Raw genomic sequence first — 22,865 nt, 5'->3', positions numbered from 1 at the left:
CGGTTTTGCGATAACGGCATGCGTAAAACAAAGGCCTAAAGCGCAAGGAGCGAATCTGAAAGATCGCGATGCGCTTTAGGCGCTAAGGCAGGGAGAGCGCATGCTGACGAAATCGACGCATGGTCTGAAGGATGTGGCCGAAGGGCTGCTGCGTCCGCTGAACCAGACGGAGTTGAAGCTGGCGCTGGCCGACCTTCAGGAGGCCGGCAGACACGAGCCGTCGGTGGCTGCGATGCTGAAGACGGAGAGCCCGCTTCGCGATTTCATTGCGGCCGTGCTGACGCTGTCGCCTTATCTGCGCGAAATGGTCAATCTCGACCCGGTCGTCCTCGCTGGCGCCATCACTGAACCGCTGGAGCCGCAGATCGAGGCGCTGGTTGCCGAGGCGCGGCGCTGCTGGCAACCGGACGGCGAGGGGGCAGCTCCCTCGGAATCCGTGGTGATGAGCAGGTTGCGCGTCATCAAGCGCAAGGTGGCCTTCCTCGTTGCGCTCGCCGATCTCGCGCGTATCTTCGACGGCCGGGCGACGACGGCTTGGCTGAGCGAGCTTGCCGAAGCTTCGGTTGCCGCCGCGATCGACCATCTGCTGCTGGCGGCGCATGAGGGTGGAAAGCTGCGGCTGCCGGATATGGCGGCGCCGAGCGACGGCTCCGGGCTGATCGTGCTCGGCATGGGCAAACTCGGCGCATCCGAACTCAACTATTCCTCCGATATCGACCTCGTCGTCGTCTTCGACGAACAGGCAGGAATCGTGCCCGACCCGGATGACGCGATCGAGATTTTCCCCAGGATGATGCGGCGGCTGGTGCGCATCCTGCAGGAGCGGACAGCGGACGGCTACGTCTTCCGCACCGATCTCAGACTGCGCCCCGATCCCGGCTCGACACCGCTGGCGATCCCGGTCGATGCGGCGATGATCTACTATGAGGGCAGGGGCCAGAACTGGGAGCGGGCGGCCTTCATCAAGGCGCGCGCGGTTGCCGGCGACTTGACCGCGGGCGGCGAATTCCTGCGCGGGCTAGCCCCGTTCGTCTTCCGCAAATATCTCGATTACGCGGCGATTGCCGATATCCATTCGATCAAGCGGCAGATTCATGCGCATAAGGGCCACGGCGCCATTGCGGTCAAGGGTCATAACGTCAAGCTCGGCCGCGGCGGCATTCGCGAGATCGAATTCTTCGTCCAGACGCAGCAGCTGATCGCCGGCGGCCGCATGCCGGCATTGCGTGGCCGGGCGACGGAGGAGACGCTCGGTGAACTCACCAAGGCGAAATGGATCGACGCGGAAACCCGTGACGAACTGACGGAGGCCTACTGGTTCCTGCGCGATGTCGAGCATCGCATCCAGATGGTGCGCGACGAGCAGACCCACCTGCTGCCGGAGACAGATGCCGACCTGAAGCGCATCGCCTTCATGATGGGATTCAGCGACACGCCGAGCTTCACCGAACGGCTGGTCGGCGTGCTGAAGACCGTGGAGCGGCGTTATGCCCACCTCTTCGAGCAGGAGAGCAAGCTCTCGACCGACACCGGCAACCTCGTCTTCACCGGCCAGGGCGACGACCCGGATACGCTGGAGACGCTGAAGAAGCTCGGCTTCACCAGACCGTCCGACATTTCGCGCATCATCCGCACCTGGCACTACGGCCGCTACCGGGCGACGCAATCAGTCGAGGCGCGCGAAAGGCTGACGGAGCTGGCGCCGCAGCTCCTGCGGGTCTTCGGCGAAAGCAAGCGCGCCGACGAGGCGCTGCTGCGCTTCGACAGCTTCATCTCCGGCCTTCCCTCCGGCATCCAGCTGTTTTCGCTGCTCGGCAGCAACCCGGCGCTGCTGTCGCTGATCGTCAACATCATGTCCTCGGCGCCCCGGCTTGCCGAGGTGATTGCCGCCAGGCCGCATGTCTTCGACGGCATGCTCGATCCCGGCCTGATGGCCGAGCTGCCGACGCGCGACTATCTCGGCGAACGGCTGAAGGGCTCGCTTGCCCAGGCCCGCCACTATGAAGAGGTGCTCGACCGGCTGCGCATCTTCGCCGCCGAGCAGCGCTTTCTGATCGGCATCCGCCTGCTCACCGGTGCGATCAACGGCGGGATGGCCGCACGTGCCTTCACCCATCTCGCCGACCTCATCATTGCGGCGGCACTCGATGCCGTGGTCGGCGAGATGCGGGCAGCACACGGCGACTATCCCGGCGGGCGCATCGCGGTCGCCGGCATGGGCAAGCTCGGCAGCTTCGAGCTGACGGCCGGTTCCGACATCGATCTGATCCTGCTCTATGATTATGACGATGCGGCTTCCGAATCCGACGGGCCGAAGCCGCTCGATGCGACGCGTTACTTCACCCGCATCACCCAGAGACTGATGGCCGCCTTGTCGGCGCCGACCGCCGAAGGCGTGCTCTATGAGGTCGACATGCGGCTGCGCCCATCCGGCAACAAGGGGCCGGTCGCCACCCGCATCAATGCCTTCGGCAAATATCAGCGTGAAGAGGCATGGACCTGGGAGCATATGGCGCTCAGCCGCGCCCGGCTGATTTGCGGCGATGAGAGCCTGATCGCCGAGGCGGAACATATCGTCCGCGAGGTGCTGTCGGCCGATCGCGACATCGCCAAGGTGGCGCATGATGTCGCCGAAATGCGCGAACTGATCGACAAGGAAAAGCCGCCCTCCGGCCCGTGGGACCTGAAGCTCATTCCCGGCGGCGTCATCGATCTCGAATTCATCGCCCAGTATCTGGCGCTGATCGCGCCGACCAAGGGCGTCGGCATTGCCGTCAATGGGGTGAGCACCGGCGAAGCCCTGAAGGTGCTTGGCGAGCCGCTGATGACAACAGTCGATCTCGACATATGCCTCGAGGCCTTCACGCTTTATACCGGCCTTTCGCAACTGATCCGCCTCTCCATCGACGGCCTGTTCGATCCGAAGGAGGCGCCCGCGGGTCTCGTCGAACTCGTCTGCCGCGCCGGCGACTGCCCTGACATCAAGACGCTGGAAGCGGAGGTGAAGCGGCTGTCGAAAGCGGTTCGGAAAATATTCCTGAATGTCGTGAAAGCCTGATCTCACATCAGATGGAACGACCGCGAGGATTATCTCGAGCGTCGCCTGTCGGATTCTCGTTTAGCCAGTCGTCTTCAGGACAAAGCTATGGAGAACACCAATGACGATTACCATTACCGCTTTTGAACGGTCGCCCGATCGCGGCAGGGGTCTGGCGCGTGACATGCGCGTTCGCTGGGCGCTCGAAGAAGTGGGCCAGCCTTACGACGTTCGTCTTGTTTCGTTCAAGACGATGAGAGAACCCGCGCATCTCGCACTTCAGCCTTTCGGGCAGATCCCGACCTATGAGGAAGGCGATCTCGCTTTATTCGAGTCCGGCGCGATCGTCTTCCATATCGGCGAGCACCAAGCGGGCCTGCTGCCGAACGATGCGAATGCCCGGGCGCGCGCGCTCACATGGATGTTTGCCGCGCTCAACACGGTGGAACCGCCGATCTTCGACCGCGCTCTCGTCATGATCCTCGAGCGCGACAAGCCTTGGTACGACCATCGCCTTTCCGCCCTTGAGCACAGCATCCGGAAACGGCTGGCCGACCTCTCCCACCGTCTTGGCGATGCCGACTGGCTCGATGGTGCGTTCAGCGCCGGTGACCTGCTGATGGTGTCGGTGCTGCTCAGGTTGAAGGGATCTGCTATACTGGGGGAATATCCGAACCTCTCCGCCTATGTCGCCCGCGGCGAAACGCGGCCGGCATACAAGCGTGCTTTCGCCGCTCAGCTGGCGGTTTTCACCGCCGCATCGGCCGGTTGAAAAAGACCGGCTCTGGCCTGAGCTTAGATATCGTCAGGAATGCGCAGCGAGATCACGGTGCCGACCGCTTCGCGTGAGCGGATCTTCATGCGGCCGCCATGCAGCGAGGTCAGCGAGCGGGAGATGGCGAGCCCGAGGCCGGAGCCACCCTTGCTCTTGGCATATTGGCTCTGCACCTGCTCGAAGGGCTGGCCGATCTTCGACAGCGCCGAGCGTGGAATACCGATGCCGGTGTCGGCGATGGTGACGACGACGGCGCCGTCGACGCGGCGGGTGCGCACCGCGATGCGGCCGCCATTGTCGGTGAACTTCACCGCATTGGAGAGCAGGTTGAGCAGCACCTGTTTCATCGCCCGGCGGTCGGCCATCAGCGTTAGGCCGGAGCAGATGCGCTGTTCGATGACGATGTTCTTTTCAGCCGCGGGCATGGCGGTGAAGCGCAGGCTTTCCTCGATCAGCGGCACAAGATCGATGCGCTCGCAATGCAGCCTGACATGGCCGGCTTCGATCTTCGACATGTCGAGAATGTCGTTGATGACGTTGAGCAGATGTTTGCCGCTGTCATGAATATCGCGGGCATATTCGTCGTATTTCAGCGAGCCGAGCGGACCGAACATCTGGTTCTGCAGGATTTCCGAGAAGCCGAGGATGGCGTTGAGCGGCGTGCGCAGCTCATGCGACATGTTGGCGAGGAATTCCGATTTCGCCTTGTTGGCGGCCTCGGCGCGTTCCTTCTCCGCCTGGTAGTTGGCGTTGGCCGTCGAAAGCTCGGATTTCTGGATCTCCAGCGTCTGGCGCGAGGCGGACAGATCGCCGATCGTCGCCATCAGCCGGCGCTCGGATTCGCGCAGCCGCTCCTGATGGCGTTTCATCAGCGTGATGTCGGTGCCGACCGAGACCCTGCCGCCGTCGCGGGTGCGCCGCTCGTTGATCTGCAGCCAGCGCTCGTCGGCAAGCTGCACCTCCGTCGTACGCGAATAACCGGAGCCGTCGGCATCGGAAATCCGCCGTTCGATGACAGGCCGGGCGGCGGCGGCATTGACGGTCGAGCGCTCGGTGCCGGGCACGAGCACGCTGTCCGGCAGGCCATAGGCCTGCTGGAAATGCGTGTTGCACATGACCAGCCGATCGTTCTTGTCCCAGAGCACGAAGGCTTCCGAGGTGCATTCGATGGCGTCGGCCAGGCGCTGGTCGGCTTCTGCGTAGCGCTGGGCGAGCCGATGCTGTTCGGTCACGTCCATGGCGATACCGATCAGGTGCATCCGGCCGGAATTGCTGCGGATCACCTGGGCACGCGCCCGCATCCAGACATAGTGGCCGCCGGCATGGCGCATGCGGAAGATCTGATCGACCTGGCCGGAAGCGCCTTTGCCGATAGCTCGCGCAATCTCGTAGAGCCCGCCGTCATCGGGATGCATCAGTCGGGCGGCTTCGCCGAAACCCATCGTCTTGTCGGAGCCCGGCAGACCGAGCATGTCGTACATCGAGCGCGACCAGAAGAATTCGCGGTTCTCGAAATCGAAGTCCCAGAGGCCGCAGCGGCCGCGCGACAGCGCCGTCTCGACGCGCAGGTTCGATTCCAGGAAGATGTCGTCGGCGTCGCGGGCGCGCTTTACCTGCGTGTAATAGGCATAGAGGATGACGAGCAGGATGGAGGAGATGCCGGCAAACAGCGTGACGTTGAGCGCCAGTTCCTCGCGCCAGAGCCGGTCGATCTCGTCAAGCGAGGTGGCGGCGACGATATAACCGCCGGCATTGCCCATCAGCGTGATCTCGGCATAATGCGGCACGCCGCCGATCGTCGTTTCGATGACGCCGGCGCGATCGCCGAAGCGGCGGATCGCCGAGACCTCGGGGAAGAAATCGCCGACATTGCTGCCAACATGCGAAAGCCCGGCGGTGGTCGCGGCAAAAACCTTGCCGCTTGCCTGCACGAGCAGCACGAAAGCGCCGCTGTCCAGCCGGTCCTGCGGCAGGTATTTGGCGAGGCGGGCCTGCGCCCCGGTGATATCGCCGCTGTCGAAGATGTCGGCCGCATCGGCAAACACTGCAGAGGCGGTCGCCGCCGAAAGTGCGGTGGCATGGCGCGCCGAGGCCTCCAGACGCCCGTATTCGCTCATCATGCCGAAGAAGTGCGAGGCGGCGACGACGGAGAGGAAGGCGACGATCAGCGCCGGGATGGCCCGCTTCAAGACCAGCTCGGCCTTCGGCAGATAACGGAGAAGTGGTTCCGATGTCGCATGGCCCGAAAGGCTGTCGCGCCAGGCTTTGAGCCCGTCAAAATCGACACGCAGCCGTCCTCCGGCCACGGTTGCCCGCCGCACGTCCATCATCTCTTCGCCTGTCCCTCATGTGATTCGCGCGCCGCTCGCTCGAACCTGACCTAGAGAATCATGGGTGATTCGCCTTGTCCAGAGGCAAAGGTAAAAATCCGTTAACTATTTATAATTTCGGGTTTTTCCAGGTGATTCGAGGTGCTGGGCGACCGGCCGCCGATTTTCTCCTGATGGCCGGTCGAAGCAAATTACCCTTTAAGCGTGCGCTCGACGATATCGCGCACGTCGGTCGAAAGATCGGCGGCTCGCTCGATCTCGATCAGCGCCGAGCGGGCGTGATCGGCACGCACGGGTTCGAGCGAGCGCCAGGAGCGCATCGAGGTGAGGATGCGGGCGGCAAGCTGAGGGTTGCGCCTGTCGATATCGAGAATCTGATCCGCGAGGAAGCGATAGCCTTCGCCATCGGCGCGGCCGAATCCCGTCGGGTTGGCAAAGGCGAAGGTGCCGACCAGCGACCGCATCCGGTTCGGATTGGTGCGCTTGAAGAGCGGATCGTCCATCAGGGCGCGGACCCGTCCCAGGGTTTTTACGCCCGGAATGCCGGCCTGGATCGCGAACCATTTGTCGATGACGAGCGCATTTTCCGCGAAGCGGTCACGGAAGGTGGCGAGCGCCTCGCTCGTCTCCGCGCTGTCGGGAAAACGATGGGCGAGGATCGTCAGCGCATGGCTGAGATCGGTCATATTGTTGGCCGCATCGAAGGCGGCCTTGGCGCGGGCCGACGTTTCTTCGGCATGTGATAGGTAGGTGAGGGCGCTATTGCGCAGTGCCCGCAGGCCGGCGCTTTTCGCATCCGGGTTGAAATCGCCTGTTGTCGTCATCGCGGCGTAGAGGCCGGCAAAGACATCCTTTCCGGCATCGGCGATTTGTTTCAGGACCGCTTGGCGGCCGGTATGGATGGCATCGGGATCGTTGTTGCCGCCAAGTTCCCGGGCGATATCGGATTCGCTCGGCAGAGCCAGCGCCTGGGCGCGGAAGGCGGGCTCGAGGCTCTCGTCGGCGGCCGCGGCAATCAGCGTCTCGACGAAGGTCGCCTCGCAGATCACAGGCTTGCCCTCGCGGGCGTCGCGGGCCGCTTTCAGTAGGTTCGGCAGCGCCAGATCGGTCAATGCCTGCCAGCGGGCGAAATGATCGGTCTCATGGCGGGCGAGATGGGCAAGATCGGCCGGGCTCTGATCGAAATGCAGGTTGATCGGCGCCGAGAAGCTGCGGTTGATCGAAACGACCGGCCGCGAGCCAATGCCATGGAACACGGCCGTCTGCGTGCGGCCTGTGAGATGCAGCACCTCGCCGGCATATTCCGCGCCGTCGACCGAGGTCGGCTCGATCTTGCCGCCGTTTTCGCCAAACAGCGCGAGGCTGAGCGGAATATGCATCGGCTCCTTGCTCGGCTGGCCGGGCGTTGCCGGGATCATCTGTTCGAGCGACAGGGTGAAGCTGCCGGCCGCCGCATCATAGCTGCCCGATGCGGTGACGAGCGGCGTGCCGGCCTGATGGTACCAGAGCGAAAATTGCGTGAGGTCGCGCCCGCTTGCATCCTCGAAGCATTTGACGAAATCCTCGATCGTCACGGCCTCACCGTCATGGCGGTCGAAATAGAGGTCCATGCCTTTCTTGAAGCCGTCCTTGCCGAGCAGCGTCGCGATCATCCGCGTGACTTCGCTGCCCTTTTCATAGACGGTCGTCGTGTAGAAATTATTGATCTCACGATATGTCGTCGGCCGCACCGGATGGGCGAGCGGGCCGCCGTCCTCCGGGAACTGCTCCGATTTCAGGTGGCGCACTTCGGCGATGCGCTTGACGGCGCGCGAGCGTTGGTCGGAAGAGAATTCGTGGTCGCGATAGACCGTCAGGCCTTCCTTGAGGCACAGCTGGAACCAGTCGCGGCAGGTGATACGGTTGCCGGTCCAGTTGTGGAAATATTCATGCGCGATGATCGTTTCGATATTGGCATAATCGGCATCGGTGGCGATCTCGGGATCGGCAAGCACGTATTTGTCGTTGAAGACGTTGAGGCCCTTGTTCTCCATCGCGCCCATGTTGAAGTCGGAGACGGCGACGATCATGAAGATGTCGAGATCGTATTCGCGGCCGAACCTCTCTTCGTCCCACTTCATCGAGCGTTTCAGGGCGTCCATGGCATAGGCTGCGCGCGGCTCCTTGCCGTGCTCGACATAGATCTTCAGCACCACCTCACGGCCGGACATGGTCGTGAACGTATCTTCGACGACGCCGAGATCGCCGGCGACGAGCGCAAAGAGATAGCTCGGCTTCGGATGCGGATCGAACCAGGCGGCGAAATGCTTGCCGGGGCCGTAGCCGGCGCCGCCGAGGAAGTTGCCGTTCGACAAAAGCAGCGGGTTGGCGTCCTTGTCGGCGATGATGTTGACCGTGAACGGCGCAAGCACGTCGGGCCGGTCGGGGAAATAGGTGATGCGGCGGAAACCCTCCGCCTCGCATTGCGTGCAGTAGATGCCGCCGGTGCGGTAAAGGCCCATCAGCTTGGTGTTGGCCTCAGGGTTGATGACGGTGGTGATCGTCAGTTCGAAGGGCGCGCTCTCCGGCAGGTCGCGCACCGTCAGGCTTTCCGGTGTTGCGTCGTAACGCGAAGGGTCCAATTCCACCTGGTCTAACAGCATCCCAGACAGCGTCAGTTCGTCGCCGTCGAGAACGATCGGCGCTGCCGGATCGGTGCCCGGGCGACGATGAAAGATCAGACGTGCCTCGACCTTTGTCTCCGTCGGGTCGAGTTCGAAGGTCAGGTCCACACGTTCCAGCACGAAGTCGGTGGGACGGTAATCTGCCAGATGAATGACCTGGCCGGTATCTGTTCGCATGGTGTTTCCTGAAGACCGTTATTTGATAACCGCGGAATACAGAGGCGGGCGCACTCTGCCATAAATTTTGCCGGGGATGATTACATTAAAGTCTGAACTAAACTTAAAGCAAATTGCCCGCGAACACCAAGTTCGCGGGCAAAATATCTTATTGGAAACGGATGAGCGCCACTGTGGGGCGATGGGTGCTACTTAAGGTTGAGCACAGCCTTGATCGTCGCGTCGTTTTCCGTCTGCTGCACGACGACGCCGTACCAGCCGAGCCCGTCGTAATCCTCGTAGCCGAGAGTGCGCGCGAAGGCGACGATCGAGCCGTTATTGTCGTAGTAGCTGCCTTTCGCCTGACCGGACGGATTGGCGAGCGCGAAATGCGAAAAGCGCAAGGCGGGATTGGTGGTGGCGATCACCCGGCTCTTGCCGTCGAGCAGCATGACCGTCGTTTTTTCTGCCAGCTGCGGCGGCAGGTTTGCCTCTTTCTCGACGATCGCCTGGCCCTGGTTCTGCCAGTCGAAATAGACGCCGAGCGTGCCGACCAGCCGTCCGTCGAGCTTACCCTCTTCGCGGATGCCTGTGGCATAAACGAGCGCATGCCTGGCGTCGTGGAGCGGGCTCGATTTGACGTCGTCGACGATATAAGCGTCGCCGGAGGAGCAGGCCGACGCTGCGCGGAACCACGGATCGCCGGCAAGGCTCGTGCCGACGATCTTGCGCTGAAACTTGGGATTGGCGGATGCGATCACCTTGCCCGAGAGATCGGTCATGACGAGATCGAGGTAGACGGTGTAGAAGCGGTTGATGGCGCCGAGACGCTCCGCCGCAAAGGCGACGGTTTCCCGGCCCGGGTTCTGCAGCGACTGCCAGAGCGCCGGATCCGTCGCCCACCAGCGCACATCGGCCGTACGCTCGAAAAGATTGCGGACGATGAGCTGCACCAGCGTCTGCGCCAGATCGGTGAGGCGAACGCCCTCCATCTCCTCGACCAGCGAATCGGCCATCGCGCGGCTGAGGCCGATGCGGCCGAGCACGTTGCTTTCGAACCTGCCGGTGATGTCGGTCGCGATCTGCGCCAGTCGCTGCACCTCGTTGGCAACGACCGCAAAGCCCTTTCCGGTCTCGCCGGCTCTGGCCGCCTCGATCAGCGCATTGATCGCCAGCAGCTTGATCTGCTTGACGATATGGGTGTTGTCGGCGCTGAAGCGCTCGAGGTCGGTGCTGATGCCGTCGGTGACGACGCGCATGGAGCGCGGTGTCGCATTCTGCGACTGGGCAATGGTTTCGGCGCTAAGCGGCTTCATCAAATGGATCCTGGAAGGAGCGGGCAATTGTTTGTGCGGTGAAGAAAATTTCGAGATCAGCGAAAAAAAACGATGCTTGCCTATGGTTTTCAATTGGTTAACGCCGAGGACCGGGAGATGAACATTTTCGGGGTGAATGGCTCAAAAAGAGAAATTTCACAGCCGTGGCGCATAAGCAGCACGGTTGAGCCTGCCGCTGAGGCGATTCTGTGATTCTCTGATGTTGCTTGCGGTTTTTTCGCCAATAGGGTTTTTCTTTCGCTACGATGGGTGACGTCACCTGCTGCGTTCCCGAGTCGAACGCGTCTCCCCGTTTCGGTTAAGTCAGTATTAAGAGCCAGGATCATGCACTCGGTTCTCAGAAACCCGATGAGAGGCATCGCGCTGAAAGTCTCGTCGGTCGTGGTCTTCCTGGCCATGCAGACCTTCATCAAGCTGGCGGGCTCGGACATCCCGCCGGGTCAGGTTACCTTCTGCAGGTCGTTCTTCGCGCTCTTCCCGATCATGGCCTATCTCGCCTATAACAGGCAGCTGCGCGCCGCCTTCTACACGGCCAATCCAATCGGTCACCTGAAGCGCGGCACGATCGGCATCATGTCGATGGCTTTCGGTTTCTACGGCCTGCTGCATCTGCCGCTGCCCGAGGCGATTGCGCTCGGCTATGCGTTGCCACTCGTCGCCGTCATCTTCGCTGCCGTTTTTCTCGGCGAGACCGTACGCATCTATCGCTGGAGCGCCGTCCTGGTCGGCATCGTCGGCGTCGCCATCGTTTCCTGGCCGAAACTCACGCTGTTTCGCGACGGCGGCATGGAAGCAGAACAGGCCGTCGGCGCGCTCTGCGTGCTGCTCTCGGCCGTTCTCGGCGGCGTGGCGATGATCCAGGTGCGCCGCCTCGTCGAGGAAGAGAAGACGGCGACGATCGTGCTGTATTTCTCGATCACCGCCTCGGTCTTCTCGCTGGCTTCTCTTCCCTTCGGCTGGCTCATCCTGGCATGGCCGACGGCGCTTTATCTGATCGCCGCCGGTTTTTGCGGCGGCGTCGCACAGATCCTGCTGACGGAAAGTTATCGCCATGCCGACGTCTCCACTATCGCGCCGTTCGAATATACGTCGATCCTGCTCGGCGGCATTGTCGCCTACTTCGTCTTCGGCGACGTGCCGAGCGTGACCATGCTGATCGGCACCGTCATCGTCGTCGCCGCCGGCATCTTCATCATCTATCGCGAGCATCAGCTGGGCATCGAGCAGAGAGAGGCGCGCAAGGCCACGACGCCGCAAGCCTGACGCCTGCAAGCGCATATTTATCAAGGTTTTAACGCAGGGATTGCGGCGGCTTGAAACTTGCGCTCAAAGAGTGAAAAGAATGGTGAATTCTTGGGATACCGCCGGCCTGTGGAATATGATTGTTGAACATGAGAGAGTATCATTTATTCCAAGCTGTGCATGTCTGAATGGCCGCTGATGCCGGAGGAGCTCTCGGTGTCGTTGCTCCGAACGCTGGCCGGCGAGCGGGGGTGGAGAAAAGCATAATGGCATTCACAGCGGAGCAATTGGTGGGGAACTCTTCCTTCCTGATGAGCATTCGCTTTTTGGCCGGGCAGATGCGCGGCATGTTCGATGCCGGCCCACGATTGGCACGATTGCTCGCCTCGCATCAGCGCTGGCTTCTGACCCAGACTGCCTATGCCCTCAACCTGGAATATGACCCGCGCGACCCGACATCGGGTTTCACCGCCGTGCGGCTGACTGGGCGCATCACCGCGCACAAGGTGGCGAGCCGCAACACAGTGCTCGCCTTCATCGAAGAGCTCTTTACCTACCGCTTCATAACCCACACGCCCGGCGACGAGCGGCGGCGGCCACGTCATTTCGAGCCGGCCGATGTCAGCCATCAGGCGATGTTTGCCTGGATTCTCGGCAATCTCGGTGCGCTCGACCTGCTCGACGGCGGTCAAAGGGCAGCATTTTTCCAGGCAAATCCATCCTTGATGCGGCTCGTTCAGCCGCGCATTGCCCGCCATTGCCTGGAAGATGCCGCCTGGCGCGAGCCGCCGGAGCAGGTGGCGTTGTTCCTCTGGACGGAAGCTGGCGGCCTCGTCGTCGACAATTTCATCGCCCGGATGGATATGGACAGCAGCGAGCCGGACAGGTTTTCCGTCGGCCGGGTCGAAACCCGTGCGCTCGCAGCCGATTTCATGATGTCGCGCACCCATCTGCAGCGGGTGCTGGCAAAGGCGGCGCAGCGCGGCTGCGTCGGCTGGCATGACGAGCCGCGCAAGACGCACCTTTGGATATCGCGGAATTTCGTCGAGGAATATTGCGCCTGGCAGGCGGTCAAGTTCGCCTATGTCGACGAAGCCTTCGAATGGGCGAAGGCCCAGATCGAAGAAATGGCCGTGTGATCAGAGAACGATGGCTGTAGCGTCTGCTCTAATGGGCGCGCCGGTATCGGCTGGCTTGATCGAAAGCTCGCGTTCATATTCCCGCGCGGCGCAGACCGCGACGCGGATGTGCTCGAAGGTTTCGATGTTGCGCAGAAGCGATATCAGGATCGTCGACATGTTGGGTACTCTTCACACGAAAGGGCAGGCGAAGCGCTTGCAGCGCCGCGCGTCTTTTCAGACGCGCAAAGGACGCTGCAACACTTTGAGTCTCTGCTCAATATTGCTGGAAGTCCGAAAAAATGGCGTTCGGGCGCGCCGTGCGGCTGTTGATGCCGGTGCCGCGGGCAATCATCTGTTCGTTCGTGACAAAGCCGAAACGGCTGTAGCCTTGAGTGGAACGAACCTGGTCGCCGGCGAGGCGAAGGGTTTCAAACCCGCTATGGATAGGACGAAAACGCTTGTTCATGGCCTTGGTTCCTGTGATTCCTCCCAAGACACAGCTGATATTGCGATGCAGCATAGATTCCGCAATGCGTCACGGCGGGATGCAGCCATGCGAAAATCGCATAGGTTGATTCACAAATTATTCAACTTTGGCTAATTTCTAAGCAAAGAGAGGGACTTAAGCTTCGCTTGAAAGGCGAGCAGGTCGTTCCAGGCCAGCCGCTTGTTTACAGGTGCGGTTAACAGATCCTGCGGATGCAGGCTGGCTATGGCAGGAATGACACAGTCCGCAGCCGCAATCTCCTTCCAACGGCCGCGTAACCCGTGAATCGTATCGTTTTCGCCGAAGAAGAAACGCGCCGAAAAATTGCCGAGCAGCAGGATCGCCTTCGGTTCGGCAAGCGCGATCTGCCGCTCGATGAAGGGGCGGCAGATGTCCATTTCCGCGGCCGAGGGCGCACGATTGCCAGGTGGTCGCCAGGGGATGACCTGCGTCAACAGAATGGCTGAGCGCGTCAGCCCGATCGCCGCCAGCATCTTGTCGAACAGCTGGCCGGATTTTCCCGAGAAGGGCATGCCCTCGCGATCGTCTTCGGCGCTCGGCGCCGAGCCGATCACCATGATCCCGCTTTCGGCATCGCCGCTGGCAAAGATGGTCGAGCGGGCGCTGTGCTTGAGGTTGCAGCCGTTGAAGGCTTCGATCGCGGTCTTGAGCTCGACGAGCGATCGCGCGGTTTCGGCGACGAAGCGCGCCTGCTGCACCGCCTCGCCATCCGGGATTGCCGGTTGCGGGCCGGACGCTGCGCGTTCGGCAGGCGCTGGGCGTGCCGCTGCATTCGGGCGCACCTGTGCCTGGCCTGGGGCAGAGCGTTCCCCAGCGGCGGGACGTTGCTGCTGCGCCGGTGCCGCTGCCGGGCGGCGGGCGGCCTTCATCGCCTCGAACTCGGCGAAGCGGTCGATCGCCTCTTCCTCCAAGAGCCATTCCACGCCGGCATCCGCATGGAAATGCAGAAGCGCTGCGAGCTCGGCTGGGGAAAGGTCGTTGGCGGAGATCATGCGGGCAAGCTTAGCGGAGTGACAGTGGCATTGAAAGGGCGGGCGACCGATTGCCCGCCCTTGCCGGCTCTATTGCACAGTCCATTGTGCGATGTCGTCGCGTTCGCCGATCAGCGCCAGGCCATGGGCAATCGACAGCAGCTCGCCGCCGCTTTCGATCCGGTCGCGCTCGAAGCGTTCGGTAAAGATGCGGCGCACCGCCGGCACGAAGGAGGTGCCGCCGGTCAGGAACACCTTGTCGATCTCCGATGGTTTCGTCTCGGTCTTGTCGAGCACGTCGTCGAGCGCGCCTTCGATGCGGGCGAGATCATCGGCGATCCAGCCTTCGAAGTCGCTGCGCTTGATGCTGCGATGTCCGCTGCGGCCAAGCGGCGCGAAATCGAAAGCCGCTTCCTCGGAGGCCGAGAGCGCCATCTTCGTCGCCGACACCGCCTGATAGAGCGGGTAGCCCTCGTCATGATCGATCAGGTCGATGAAGATTTCGAGCTTTTCCGGTTCCAGGCTGGTGCGCACCAGCTTCTTCAGATCCTCGAATTCGCGCGTCGTCTTGAAGATCGACAGCTGGTTCCAGCGGCCGAAGCTGGAATAGTAGTTGGACGGCACTTCAAGGATCTTGTCGAAGCTTTTGAAATGGCTGCCCTTGCCGATCAGCGGCGCGACGATGTTGTCGATCATCCTGTAGTCGAAATGGTCGCCGGCGACACCGACGCCGGAATGGCCGATCGGCGTTGCCGTCAGCTTGCCGGCGACGGTCTCGAAGCGGATCAGCGAATAGTCGGTGGTGCCGCCGCCGAAATCGGCGACCAGCACGGTGGCATCCTGCTTCAGGTTCTGCGCGAAATAGAAGGCGGCGGCGACCGGCTCGTAGACATAGTGGATTTCGGGAAAGCCGAAGCGCGACAGCGCTTCATTGTAGCGCTCGGTCGCCAGCGCCGGATCGGGGCTGGCGCCGGCAAAATGCACCGGCCGGCCGGTGACGATGCGGCTGACATCCGAAGGCCAGTGGTCGCCGGCATAGTTGCGCAGGCGCCGCACGAAGATCTCCATCAAATCTTCGAAATTATGCCGCTTGGCAAAGATCAGCGTGCCCTGGAACAGCGCGCTGGCGGCAAAGGTCTTGATCGACTGCAGGAAGCGACATTCGCCGGGATTGTCGATGAATTGGCGGATCGCCGCATGGCCCGCTTCCACCTTTAGCGCCGAAGCGCCGAGCTGGGCATCCTTCATGAAGGAAAGCGCCGTGCGCATGCTGTCTGCCGTACCCTCCGTGCTCGTGAACGCCATCGAGCGTGTCGCCCCGCCATCCGCCATGGCGAGAACCGTATTCGTCGTGCCGAAGTCGAAACCCAGCGCCTGAGCCATGCCCGCACCTCTTCATGCCGATTGTTATTGGAGACGGAGCGTTGCTCCGCAAGGGCGTGCGAACGCCCGGATCAAGGAGGGCGGGTGATGCCACAGAGGCGTGACACATTCAAGAGGAGCGGAAGTTGATGTGATCACGGGCGCACTTCTTCTCCCGGTTGGAAGAAGAAGTGCGCCGCAAGGGTCAATCGGCAATGCCGAACTCAGAGGGCCGTCATCACTCGGCAGCCATTGCCCTTGCCTCCTGCACCTCCGGCTCCTCGACCTTCTTGTGGCCGATGAGGCGGCCGAGGAAATTGCCGAAGCGGTCCATCTCGACGAAGATGACCGGGGTGATGAACAGCGTCAGCATCTGCGAGACGATCAGGCCGCCGACGACGGCAATGCCGAGCGGCTGGCGCAGTTCCGAGCTTGCGCCGGTGCCGAGCGCGATCGGCAGGGCGCCGAGCAGGGCGCAGAAGGTCGTCATCATGATCGGCCGGAATCGTCGCACGCAGGCCTCGTGGATCGCCACCGTCGCCTTTTCGCCCGTCGTGCGCATGGTCTCCACCGCCACGTCGATCATCATGATCGCGTTCTTCTTGACGATGCCGATCAGCATCAGCAGGCCGATCAGGGCGATGATCGACAGATCGAAGCCCATAATATCAAGCGCCAGCAGCGCACCGAATGCCGCCGCAGGCAGGCCGGAGAGAATGGTGAGCGGATGGATGAAGCTTTCATAGAGCACGCCGAGCACGACATAGATGGTCAGCACCGCCGCCAGGATGAGGTATGGCGTATTGCCCTGAGACTGCTCGAAGATCTGCGCTGTACCGCCATAGGAGGTGAAGACGTCGGCCGGCATGCTCATTTCCGTCTTGATCTGGTCGATTGCCGCGGTCGCGTCGCTGAGCGAGACGCCTTCCGGCAGGTTGAAGGAAACGGTGGTCGAGACGAGCTGGCCCGTCTGGTTGATTGTCACAGGGCCGACCGTGCGCTCGACATGCGCGAAGTTGGAAAGCGGCACCAGGCTGCCATTGGCCGAGGCGACACGGATCTCCGAGAGCTTCTGGTCATCCCAGGGTTTGCTGGTGTCATATTCGACGATGACGTCGTAGCTGTCGCCGGTCGACTGGATTTCCGCCGCTGCATATCCGCTGAAGGATTCTTGCAGCGTCGTGCGCAGCGTATCGTTGTCGATCCCGTAGGCGGCTGCCCGCTCGGTATCGATGACGATATTGGCCTGCAGCGCGTTGTTCTGGGCGTCCGAGGTCACGTCGGTGAACAGCCGATCCTTGCGCATAGCCGCCTGGATCTTGCCGGCCCAGAGGTTGGTCTGATCAGCACTCAGCGCCTGCACCACCAGCTGATATTGGCTGGCCGTCTGGCGACCGCCGAAGCGCAGGCTCTGGTTCGGTGTCACGAAGGCCTGCAGGCCGGGGATCTTGTTGATCGCCGTGCGCAGCTCGCGCAGCGTCTGGTCAAGCGGTGCACGTTCCTTCTTGTCCTTGAGTTCGACGAACATCGAGCCGTTGTTCTGCGGTTTGTTCGGGTTGCCGCCGATCGTCGACATCACATGGTTGACCGCCGGGTTCGCCTTGACGACGGCTGCCGCCTGCTGCTGCAGCGCCGCCATGGCGGAATAGGAAATGTCCTGCCGGGCCTGCGTGCTGATCGTCAGGCGGCCGATATCCTCCTGTGGGAAGAAGCTCGTCGGCAGCGTCATGAAGAAGTAGATCGTCAGTGCGACCGAGGCGAGGAAAACGCCGAGGATCGTGGGGCGGTGGCGAAGGCACCAGCCGACAGCCCTGTCATAGCCGCGCAGCGTCCGTTCGAAGCCGGCATCGAAGATGCGGATGATGAGCGGCGGGCGGCTCTGGTGGTTGGACAGACGCGAGGCGAGCATCGGCGTCACGGTTAACGAGACGATTGCCGAGGAGATGATCGCAATCGCAACCACCATGCCGAATTCGTTGAACACGCGGCCGACAACGCCGCCCATCAGCAGGATCGGGATGAAGACCGCGATCAACGAAACCGACATGGAAATGATGGTGTAGCTGACTTCGCCCGCACCCTTGATCGCCGCTTCCCGCACGGGCATGCCTTCCTCGACATGGCGCAGAATGTTCTCGAGCATGACGATGGCGTCATCCACCACGAGCCCCACCGCGAGCGTTAGCCCGAGCAGCGAGATGTTGTCGATACTGTAGCCCAGCACATACATCATGCCGAAGGTCGAGATCAGCGACAGTGGAACGGCAAGCCCGGGAATGATCGTTGCGGTCGCATGGCCGGTAAAGAGGTAGATGACGAGAACGACGAGGCCGATCGTGAGCAGCAGCGTGAACTTCACATCGGAGATGGCATCGCGAATCGGCTTTGCGGCGTCATTCATGACGACCGTGTTGACGGAGGGCGGGATTTCGGCGTGAAGCTGCGGCAGCTTGGCGTTGATCGCATCGACGACATCGACCGTATTGGCATCCGGCTGACGCTGGATGGCGAGGATGATGCCGCGCTGGCCGTCATACCAGCTGCCGGTGTACTGATTCTCGACACTGTCTTGCACGTCGGCAATATCGCCGAGGTGGATCGGCGCGCCGTTCGGATTGGCAATGACGAGCGAACGGAATTGTTCGGCGCTGGTGCGCTGCGTGTTCGCCGTGATGGTCATGCTCTGCGAATTGTTCTGCAGCGTTCCCACAGGCTGCTGGCTGTTGGCGGCAGCAAGCGCCTTGTTGACGGTGTCGATGCCGATGCCGCGGGTCAAAAGCTTGTTGGGATCGACCTCGACGCGCACGGCATAGGTCTGCGCACCGTAGACGCTGACCTGGGCAACGCCGGGAAGCGTCGAAAGCGACGGCGAGATGATGTTCTCGGCGATGTCGTCAAGCTTGCTGCGCGGCATGGTGTTGCTCTGCACCGAGAGCAGCATGACAGGCGCATCGGCCGGGTTCGTCTTGCGATAACTGGGCGGCGTCGTCAGATTGTCGGGCAGTTGCCGGGTGGCATGCGAAATCGCGGCCTGCACGTCGGCTGCGGCCGCATCGATATTACGACTGAGGTCGAACTGCAGCACGATGCTGGTGCTGCCGAGCGAACTGGAGGCGCTGATTTCGGTGATCCCTGGAATGGTCTCGAACTGCTTGATCAGCGGCGTCGAAACCGAGGTCGCCATCGTCTGAGGCGAGGCGCCGCTCAACTGCGCCGAAACGTTGATGGTGGGAAAGTCGACCTGCGGTAGCGCTGCGACGGGTACCAGCTGATAACCGGCAAGACCGGCCAGAATGACGCCGATCGCAAGCAGCGTCGTCGCGACGGGGCGCTGGATACAGAAATTCGGGATCATTGCTGAGCTCCCACCGCGATTGTCTCGGAGGGCTGCTGTTGCCGAGGCTCTTCGGCGGAGGCGACATCAAGCGCCTTTTCGTCGAACTGCTCGTTGATCGCCTGCTGGTCGCTGAGCTGGCCCTGACCCTCGACGACGACGTGATCGCCTGCCTGAAGACCTGATTCTATGGCGGTGAAGCCGCCATTTGCGCGGGCAATGGTGACGGGCGTCAGATGCGATTTGCCGTCCTTGGCGACGAAGGCGAAGAAACCCTCCGGGCCGGGGCTGACGGCGACCGTCGGCACCACCACCTGCTGTTCGTCATTGTTGAAATGCACGACGATGTTGACCGACTGGCCGGGCCAGAGCGCACCGGAGGCATTCTCGAATTTCGCCTTGGCGAGGATCGTGCCCGAGGCGGTGTCGACCGTGTTGTCGTAGAAGCTGATCTCACCCTTCCGCACTTGCCCCTTGGTGGAATTGGGAGCGGTGCTGACTTCGACCGGACCGCTTGCCAGAGCGCTCTTCAACTCGCGCAGATAGCGCTCCTGCAGGTGGAATTTCACATAGATCGGATCGTATTTCGCGATGGTGACGATTGCCGAGCCGGCACTGAGGAAAGCGCCCTTGCTGATCGCGATATCGCCGAGCCGGCCGTCGAAAGGAGCGCGGATGTCGGTGTTCTCGAGGATGATCTGATCGGAGGCAAGCGACGCCTTGTCGGCATCGACCGTGGCTGCAGCGGTATCGCGGGCGGCCACCGCTTGGTCGAGGCTCTGCTGGGTGCCAGCCTTCTGGTTGAAGAGATCCTGCGCGCGCGTCAATGCGGTCTCGGCTTCCGAAAGGGTTGCCGCGTCGCGCACGATCATCGCATTGTCCTTATCAACGGTCGCCTTGGCCGTCCGGTCGTCCAGCTTGGCGATCAGGTCGCCGGCTTTGACGGTCGCCCCATCCTGCGCATCGATGCTGACGATCAGGCCCTGTTCCTGTGCGGCAATCGTCGTGTTGTCATCGGCATCGGCCCAGCCGGTCGCCGTCACATCCATCGGCAGCGTCGTTTTCACGGCTGCAACGGTTTTGACGACGGTCGGGCCGCCGCCGCCGCGTCTGCGCCCGCCGCCCTGATGTTGGCCACCGTCTTGCGCCTGATTGGCCTGCTGATCGGCCTGTGCCTGCTGCCCGCCGCCATTGCCGCCGGCCGGCTGTTTGATGACCTGCGAAAGGTAGGGAATTCGCGAGGCATAAGGGATCAGATTCCCGAATTGCCAGACGCCGATGGCCGCAATTGCGATAACGCTGACGGTGATCCAAAATTTCTTCATGGGCGAGAACCGGTCTTGAGCAAGGTTGCAAAATTTATGCTCTGATTGAGCTGCTTATATTGCGGCGCAAAAAAGACATAATTCCCGGCGCGCGATCACTAAGTGGTTATAACGGCTTAAAATTTTGTAATGAATATTCCGTAATATTCAAACTATACTAATATAGAGCCAGTGTAATCCGATGCCGTTCGGCGGCGGCGGCGAAGGCGGTTCGCAAGGCGACGATGCCGACCCGTATGCCGTCCATTGCGCGGGAAGAACACGGAAAAACAAGAGAAGGCAGGTCGTCATGACTGAGTTGGACGCCAGCGAGTTTCGCTCTCTCATAACAAGCATATTTCCTGAACTCACGGCCTCCGTCTTCAAGCTGGCGGCGAAGGGCTGGGATTCGCTTGCCGTCGACGTCGATGACACGCTGATCTTCAAGTTCCCCCGCCATTCAAGTGCGGAAAGAGCGCTTGTGAAGGAAGCTGCCTTGCTCGACATCGTTCGGCCGTCGCTGTCGATGGCGGTTCCCGACATGCGCATTCACGACGGGCCGCCGATCTTCTCCAGTCATGCCAAGCTCGACGGCGAACATCTCATTGCCGAAGATTACGATGCGCTTGGCGAAGGCGATCGTCAGCGCCTCGCGGAAGATCTCGCGCGGTTTTACGCCGAGCTGCATGTGCTCGATGCCGATCGCATACGATCGGCCGGTGCCGGGGCTATCCAGCCATGGCAATCGCCCGAGACGGTACGAACCAAGGCTTTGCCGCTGCTGCCGCCTGAGATCAAGAGCTTTGCGCAGGCCATTATTTCCGATTTCGAAGCCTTGCCGCCCGATCCCTACGGCAACATCTATGGCTTCTTCGACGGTCATGGCTGGAACATGGCCTTCGACCATGCGCAAAGGAGGCTGAACGGCATTTACGATTTCGCCGATTCAGGCTTCGGCCCGCTGCACCAGGAGTTCATCTACTCGAACTTCATCTCGCCCGACCTGACCGCACGCATCGTATCGGCCTATGAAATGCTGACCGGACGCAGGCTCGATCGGCGGCGCATTGCGATCCTGACCGGCTTCCATCGTCTGTCCGAGCTCGCCGAACTTGCTGACGATCCGGCTAACGTCGAACAGATGATCCGAAGTGTGGCGACATGGGCGGCGGCAGCCCGCGTCGGCTGAGAGGGAATCTCAGACGGATCGTGCCGCGCCGCCGTCGCAGCGGATGAGCGAGCCGGTGATATAGCTTGCCGGCTGGCTGCAGAGGAAGGCAGCCGTTGCGGCAAATTCCTCGACCCTGCCGTAGCGGCCGACCGGAATGCGCGCTTCCTTGTCGGTGCGGATCTCCTCGAGGCTCTTGCCAGTCCGCTTTGCCGCAGCCCCGTCGAGATCGTCGAGGCGCGCCGTCAGGATACTGCCCGGCAGGAGCAGGTTGGTGGTGACGCCGAAGCCCGCCACTTCGGAGGCAAGCGTCTTGCTCCAGCCGGCAAGGGCCGGGCGCAACGTATTCGACAGCGCCAGATTGGCGATTGGTTCGATCACGCCGGATGAGGCAACCGTCAGGATGCGGCCCCAGCCCTGCGCCTTCATGCCGGGCAGCAGCGCATTGGTGAGCGTGATCACGCGCGCGACCATGGAGAGGAAATAGCTTTCGAGCTTTTCGCCCGTCATGTCCTCGGTCGTGCCGGGCGTCGGTCCGCCGGTATTGTTGACGAGGATATCGAGCCCGCCGAACTTCTCCTTCACCGCCGTCGTCACCATCTCGACGAAGCGTTCGTCCCCGAGATCGGCCCAGATCCAGTCGGCCCGGCCGTTGCCTTCGCCATTGATCGCCTGGCAATTGGCCTCCAGCTGTTCGCCACTGCGCCCGCAGAGCAGCACGTTTGCGCCCTCCCGCGCCAGCGCCACGGCGATGCCGAGGCCGAGACCACGCGAGGAGGCGAGGACGAGTGCCCGTTTGCCCTTGATGCCGAGATCCATGATTGTCCTCCGATAGCTTTGAGCGATGTATAAGGCGCAAGCGGCGGAAAAGGAAAGGGCATGTAACCGGTTTGGCAGCGTTTGATAATTGACGTTGACGTAAGCGTTATGTAATTCTGTCTCGCGAGGCGTCATCATTGTGCGAATTGGAAGATTGGCTGTCGTATCCCGGCTCGACAATGCTTTCTCGTTTTGACAAGAAAGTGCCGTGACGGGATGACGGCCGCGTGCCGCCAAGCGGAGACGAGTGAATGACCGAGACGACTGAGCTGCCCGAACGCGAGAGCATGGAATTCGACGTTGTTATCGTAGGCGCCGGTCCGGCTGGTCTTGCGGCGGCGATCCGTCTGAAACAAGTCAATCCGGAACTCTCCGTCGTCGTGCTGGAGAAGGGCGCGGAAGTCGGCGCGCATATTCTCTCTGGCGCCGTCGTCGACCCGATCGGCATCGACCGGCTGCTGCCCGGCTGGCGCGACGAGGCCGATCATCCGTTCAAGACCAAGGTCACCGCCGATCACTTCCTGCTGCTCGGTCCGGCCGGCTCTGTTCGCCTGCCGAATGTGCTGATGCCGCCGCTGATGAACAATCACGGCAACTACATCGTCTCGCTCGGGCTCGTCTGTCGCTGGCTGGCGACCAAGGCCGAAGAACTCGGCGTCGAGATCTATCCGGGCTTTGCCGCAACCGAAGTGCTCTACAATGACGAAGGCGCGGTGATCGGGGTCGCCACCGGCGACA

The 22,865-nt window shown here is 61.9% G+C and carries 16 protein-coding genes; 6 read left to right on the top strand and 10 right to left on the bottom strand.

Annotation, left to right across the window (positions count from 1 at the left end):
- Positions 1–100 precede the first annotated feature (100 nt).
- Both HX899_RS29350 and HX899_RS29345 read left to right on the top strand, forming a co-directional pair.
- Positions 101–3,058 carry a bifunctional [glutamine synthetase] adenylyltransferase/[glutamine synthetase]-adenylyl-L-tyrosine phosphorylase gene (locus HX899_RS29350; protein ID WP_180195788.1) on the top strand — a complete coding sequence of 986 codons (2,958 nt, stop codon included), beginning with the start codon at positions 101–103 and terminating at the stop codon, positions 3,056–3,058.
- Positions 3,059–3,158: 100 nt separating this feature from the next.
- Positions 3,159–3,809, top strand: coding sequence for a glutathione S-transferase family protein (locus HX899_RS29345; protein ID WP_181294024.1), 651 nt, complete (start codon positions 3,159–3,161; stop codon positions 3,807–3,809).
- Positions 3,810–3,832: 23 nt separating this feature from the next.
- Here HX899_RS29345 and HX899_RS29340 read toward each other — a convergent pair whose 3' ends face one another.
- From HX899_RS29340 to HX899_RS35505, 3 genes are all read right to left on the bottom strand, one after another.
- Positions 3,833–6,142 (bottom strand): PAS domain-containing sensor histidine kinase, encoded by a 2,310-nt coding sequence (locus HX899_RS29340; protein WP_138328461.1) that lies wholly within the window; start codon positions 6,140–6,142, stop codon positions 3,833–3,835.
- Between the two features lie 191 nt (positions 6,143–6,333).
- Entirely contained in the window at positions 6,334–8,982 is a 2,649-nt protein-coding gene (pepN, locus tag HX899_RS29335; protein ID WP_181294023.1) for an aminopeptidase N, read from the bottom strand.
- Positions 8,983–9,170: 188 nt separating this feature from the next.
- Entirely contained in the window at positions 9,171–10,277 is a 1,107-nt protein-coding gene (locus HX899_RS35505; protein WP_181294022.1) for a methyl-accepting chemotaxis protein, read from the bottom strand.
- Positions 10,278–10,622: 345 nt separating this feature from the next.
- Here HX899_RS35505 and HX899_RS29325 point away from each other — a divergent pair, with 345 nt between their 5' ends.
- Positions 10,623–11,561, top strand: a complete 939-nt coding sequence (locus HX899_RS29325) for a DMT family transporter (protein ID WP_171599376.1) — start codon at positions 10,623–10,625, stop codon at positions 11,559–11,561.
- Positions 11,562–11,806: 245 nt separating this feature from the next.
- Complete coding sequence (locus HX899_RS29320) at positions 11,807–12,679, top strand: hypothetical protein (RefSeq protein ID WP_171599377.1); 873 nt, start codon at positions 11,807–11,809, stop codon at positions 12,677–12,679.
- On the opposite strand, the gene HX899_RS29315 is transcribed toward HX899_RS29320, so the two are convergent.
- The 6 genes from HX899_RS29315 to HX899_RS29290 form a co-directional block, all read right to left on the bottom strand.
- Positions 12,680–12,838 carry a hypothetical protein gene (locus HX899_RS29315; protein ID WP_181294021.1) on the bottom strand — a complete coding sequence of 53 codons (159 nt, stop codon included), beginning with the start codon at positions 12,836–12,838 and terminating at the stop codon, positions 12,680–12,682.
- Positions 12,839–12,935: 97 nt separating this feature from the next.
- A complete protein-coding gene (locus tag HX899_RS29310) occupies positions 12,936–13,127 on the bottom strand; it encodes a hypothetical protein (protein ID WP_138328456.1) in 192 nt (63 codons plus the stop codon).
- Between the two features lie 131 nt (positions 13,128–13,258).
- Entirely contained in the window at positions 13,259–14,161 is a 903-nt protein-coding gene (locus HX899_RS29305; protein WP_181294020.1) for a uracil-DNA glycosylase family protein, read from the bottom strand.
- A 69-nt stretch (positions 14,162–14,230) separates the two neighbouring features.
- Positions 14,231–15,523, bottom strand: a complete 1,293-nt coding sequence (locus HX899_RS29300; protein ID WP_138328454.1) for an Hsp70 family protein — start codon at positions 15,521–15,523, stop codon at positions 14,231–14,233.
- A 217-nt stretch (positions 15,524–15,740) separates the two neighbouring features.
- The gene (locus tag HX899_RS29295; RefSeq protein WP_171599381.1) at positions 15,741–18,857 is read right to left on the bottom strand and encodes an efflux RND transporter permease subunit; all 3,117 of its coding nucleotides are present in this window, start codon (positions 18,855–18,857) and stop codon (positions 15,741–15,743) included.
- Positions 18,854–20,161: an efflux RND transporter periplasmic adaptor subunit gene (locus tag HX899_RS29290; protein WP_171599382.1), complete on the bottom strand. Its 1,308-nt coding sequence runs from the start codon at positions 20,159–20,161 to the stop codon at positions 18,854–18,856. Before HX899_RS29290 ends, HX899_RS29295 begins: the two co-directional genes overlap by 4 nt.
- 289 nt (positions 20,162–20,450) lie before the next feature.
- Between HX899_RS29290 and HX899_RS29285 the strand changes: the two genes are divergently transcribed.
- Entirely contained in the window at positions 20,451–21,329 is an 879-nt protein-coding gene (locus HX899_RS29285) for a phosphotransferase family protein (protein ID WP_171599383.1), read from the top strand.
- Between the two features lie 9 nt (positions 21,330–21,338).
- Here HX899_RS29285 and HX899_RS29280 read toward each other — a convergent pair whose 3' ends face one another.
- Complete coding sequence (locus tag HX899_RS29280) at positions 21,339–22,127, bottom strand: SDR family oxidoreductase (RefSeq protein ID WP_138328450.1); 789 nt, start codon at positions 22,125–22,127, stop codon at positions 21,339–21,341.
- Between the two features lie 251 nt (positions 22,128–22,378).
- Between HX899_RS29280 and HX899_RS29275 the strand changes: the two genes are divergently transcribed.
- Positions 22,379–22,865, top strand: a 487-nt coding sequence (locus HX899_RS29275) for an NAD(P)/FAD-dependent oxidoreductase (RefSeq protein ID WP_181294019.1), incomplete at its 3' end; no start/stop codon positions are given.

It is taken from the genome of Rhizobium sp. WYCCWR 11146, assembly GCF_013591995.1.
Taxonomy (GTDB): Bacteria; Pseudomonadota; Alphaproteobacteria; order Rhizobiales; family Rhizobiaceae; genus Rhizobium; species Rhizobium indicum.
Note: the sequence above shows the minus strand (reverse complement) of the source record. Positions and strands in the feature narration are given on the sequence as shown.

Bases quoted from the DNA above. Each gene is read 5' to 3' on its own strand.
- pepN (WP_181294023.1), bottom strand. From the start codon at position 8,982: ATGCGAACAGATACCGGCCAGGTCATTCATCTGGCAGATTACCGTCCC.
- HX899_RS29340 (WP_138328461.1), bottom strand. From the start codon at position 6,142: ATGATGGACGTGCGGCGGGCAACCGTGGCCGGAGGACGGCTGCGTGTC.
- HX899_RS29315 (WP_181294021.1), bottom strand. From the start codon at position 12,838: ATGTCGACGATCCTGATATCGCTTCTGCGCAACATCGAAACCTTCGAG.
- HX899_RS29290 (WP_171599382.1), bottom strand. From the start codon at position 20,161: ATGAAGAAATTTTGGATCACCGTCAGCGTTATCGCAATTGCGGCCATC.
- HX899_RS29285 (WP_171599383.1), top strand. From the start codon at position 20,451: ATGACTGAGTTGGACGCCAGCGAGTTTCGCTCTCTCATAACAAGCATA.
- HX899_RS29325 (WP_171599376.1), top strand. From the start codon at position 10,623: ATGCACTCGGTTCTCAGAAACCCGATGAGAGGCATCGCGCTGAAAGTC.
- HX899_RS29320 (WP_171599377.1), top strand. From the start codon at position 11,807: ATGGCATTCACAGCGGAGCAATTGGTGGGGAACTCTTCCTTCCTGATG.
- HX899_RS29345 (WP_181294024.1), top strand. From the start codon at position 3,159: ATGACGATTACCATTACCGCTTTTGAACGGTCGCCCGATCGCGGCAGG.
- HX899_RS29350 (WP_180195788.1), top strand. From the start codon at position 101: ATGCTGACGAAATCGACGCATGGTCTGAAGGATGTGGCCGAAGGGCTG.
- HX899_RS29305 (WP_181294020.1), bottom strand. From the start codon at position 14,161: ATGATCTCCGCCAACGACCTTTCCCCAGCCGAGCTCGCAGCGCTTCTG.
- HX899_RS29310 (WP_138328456.1), bottom strand. From the start codon at position 13,127: ATGAACAAGCGTTTTCGTCCTATCCATAGCGGGTTTGAAACCCTTCGC.
- HX899_RS29300 (WP_138328454.1), bottom strand. From the start codon at position 15,523: ATGGCTCAGGCGCTGGGTTTCGACTTCGGCACGACGAATACGGTTCTC.
- HX899_RS35505 (WP_181294022.1), bottom strand. From the start codon at position 10,277: ATGAAGCCGCTTAGCGCCGAAACCATTGCCCAGTCGCAGAATGCGACA.
- HX899_RS29295 (WP_171599381.1), bottom strand. From the start codon at position 18,857: ATGATCCCGAATTTCTGTATCCAGCGCCCCGTCGCGACGACGCTGCTT.
- HX899_RS29280 (WP_138328450.1), bottom strand. From the start codon at position 22,127: ATGGATCTCGGCATCAAGGGCAAACGGGCACTCGTCCTCGCCTCCTCG.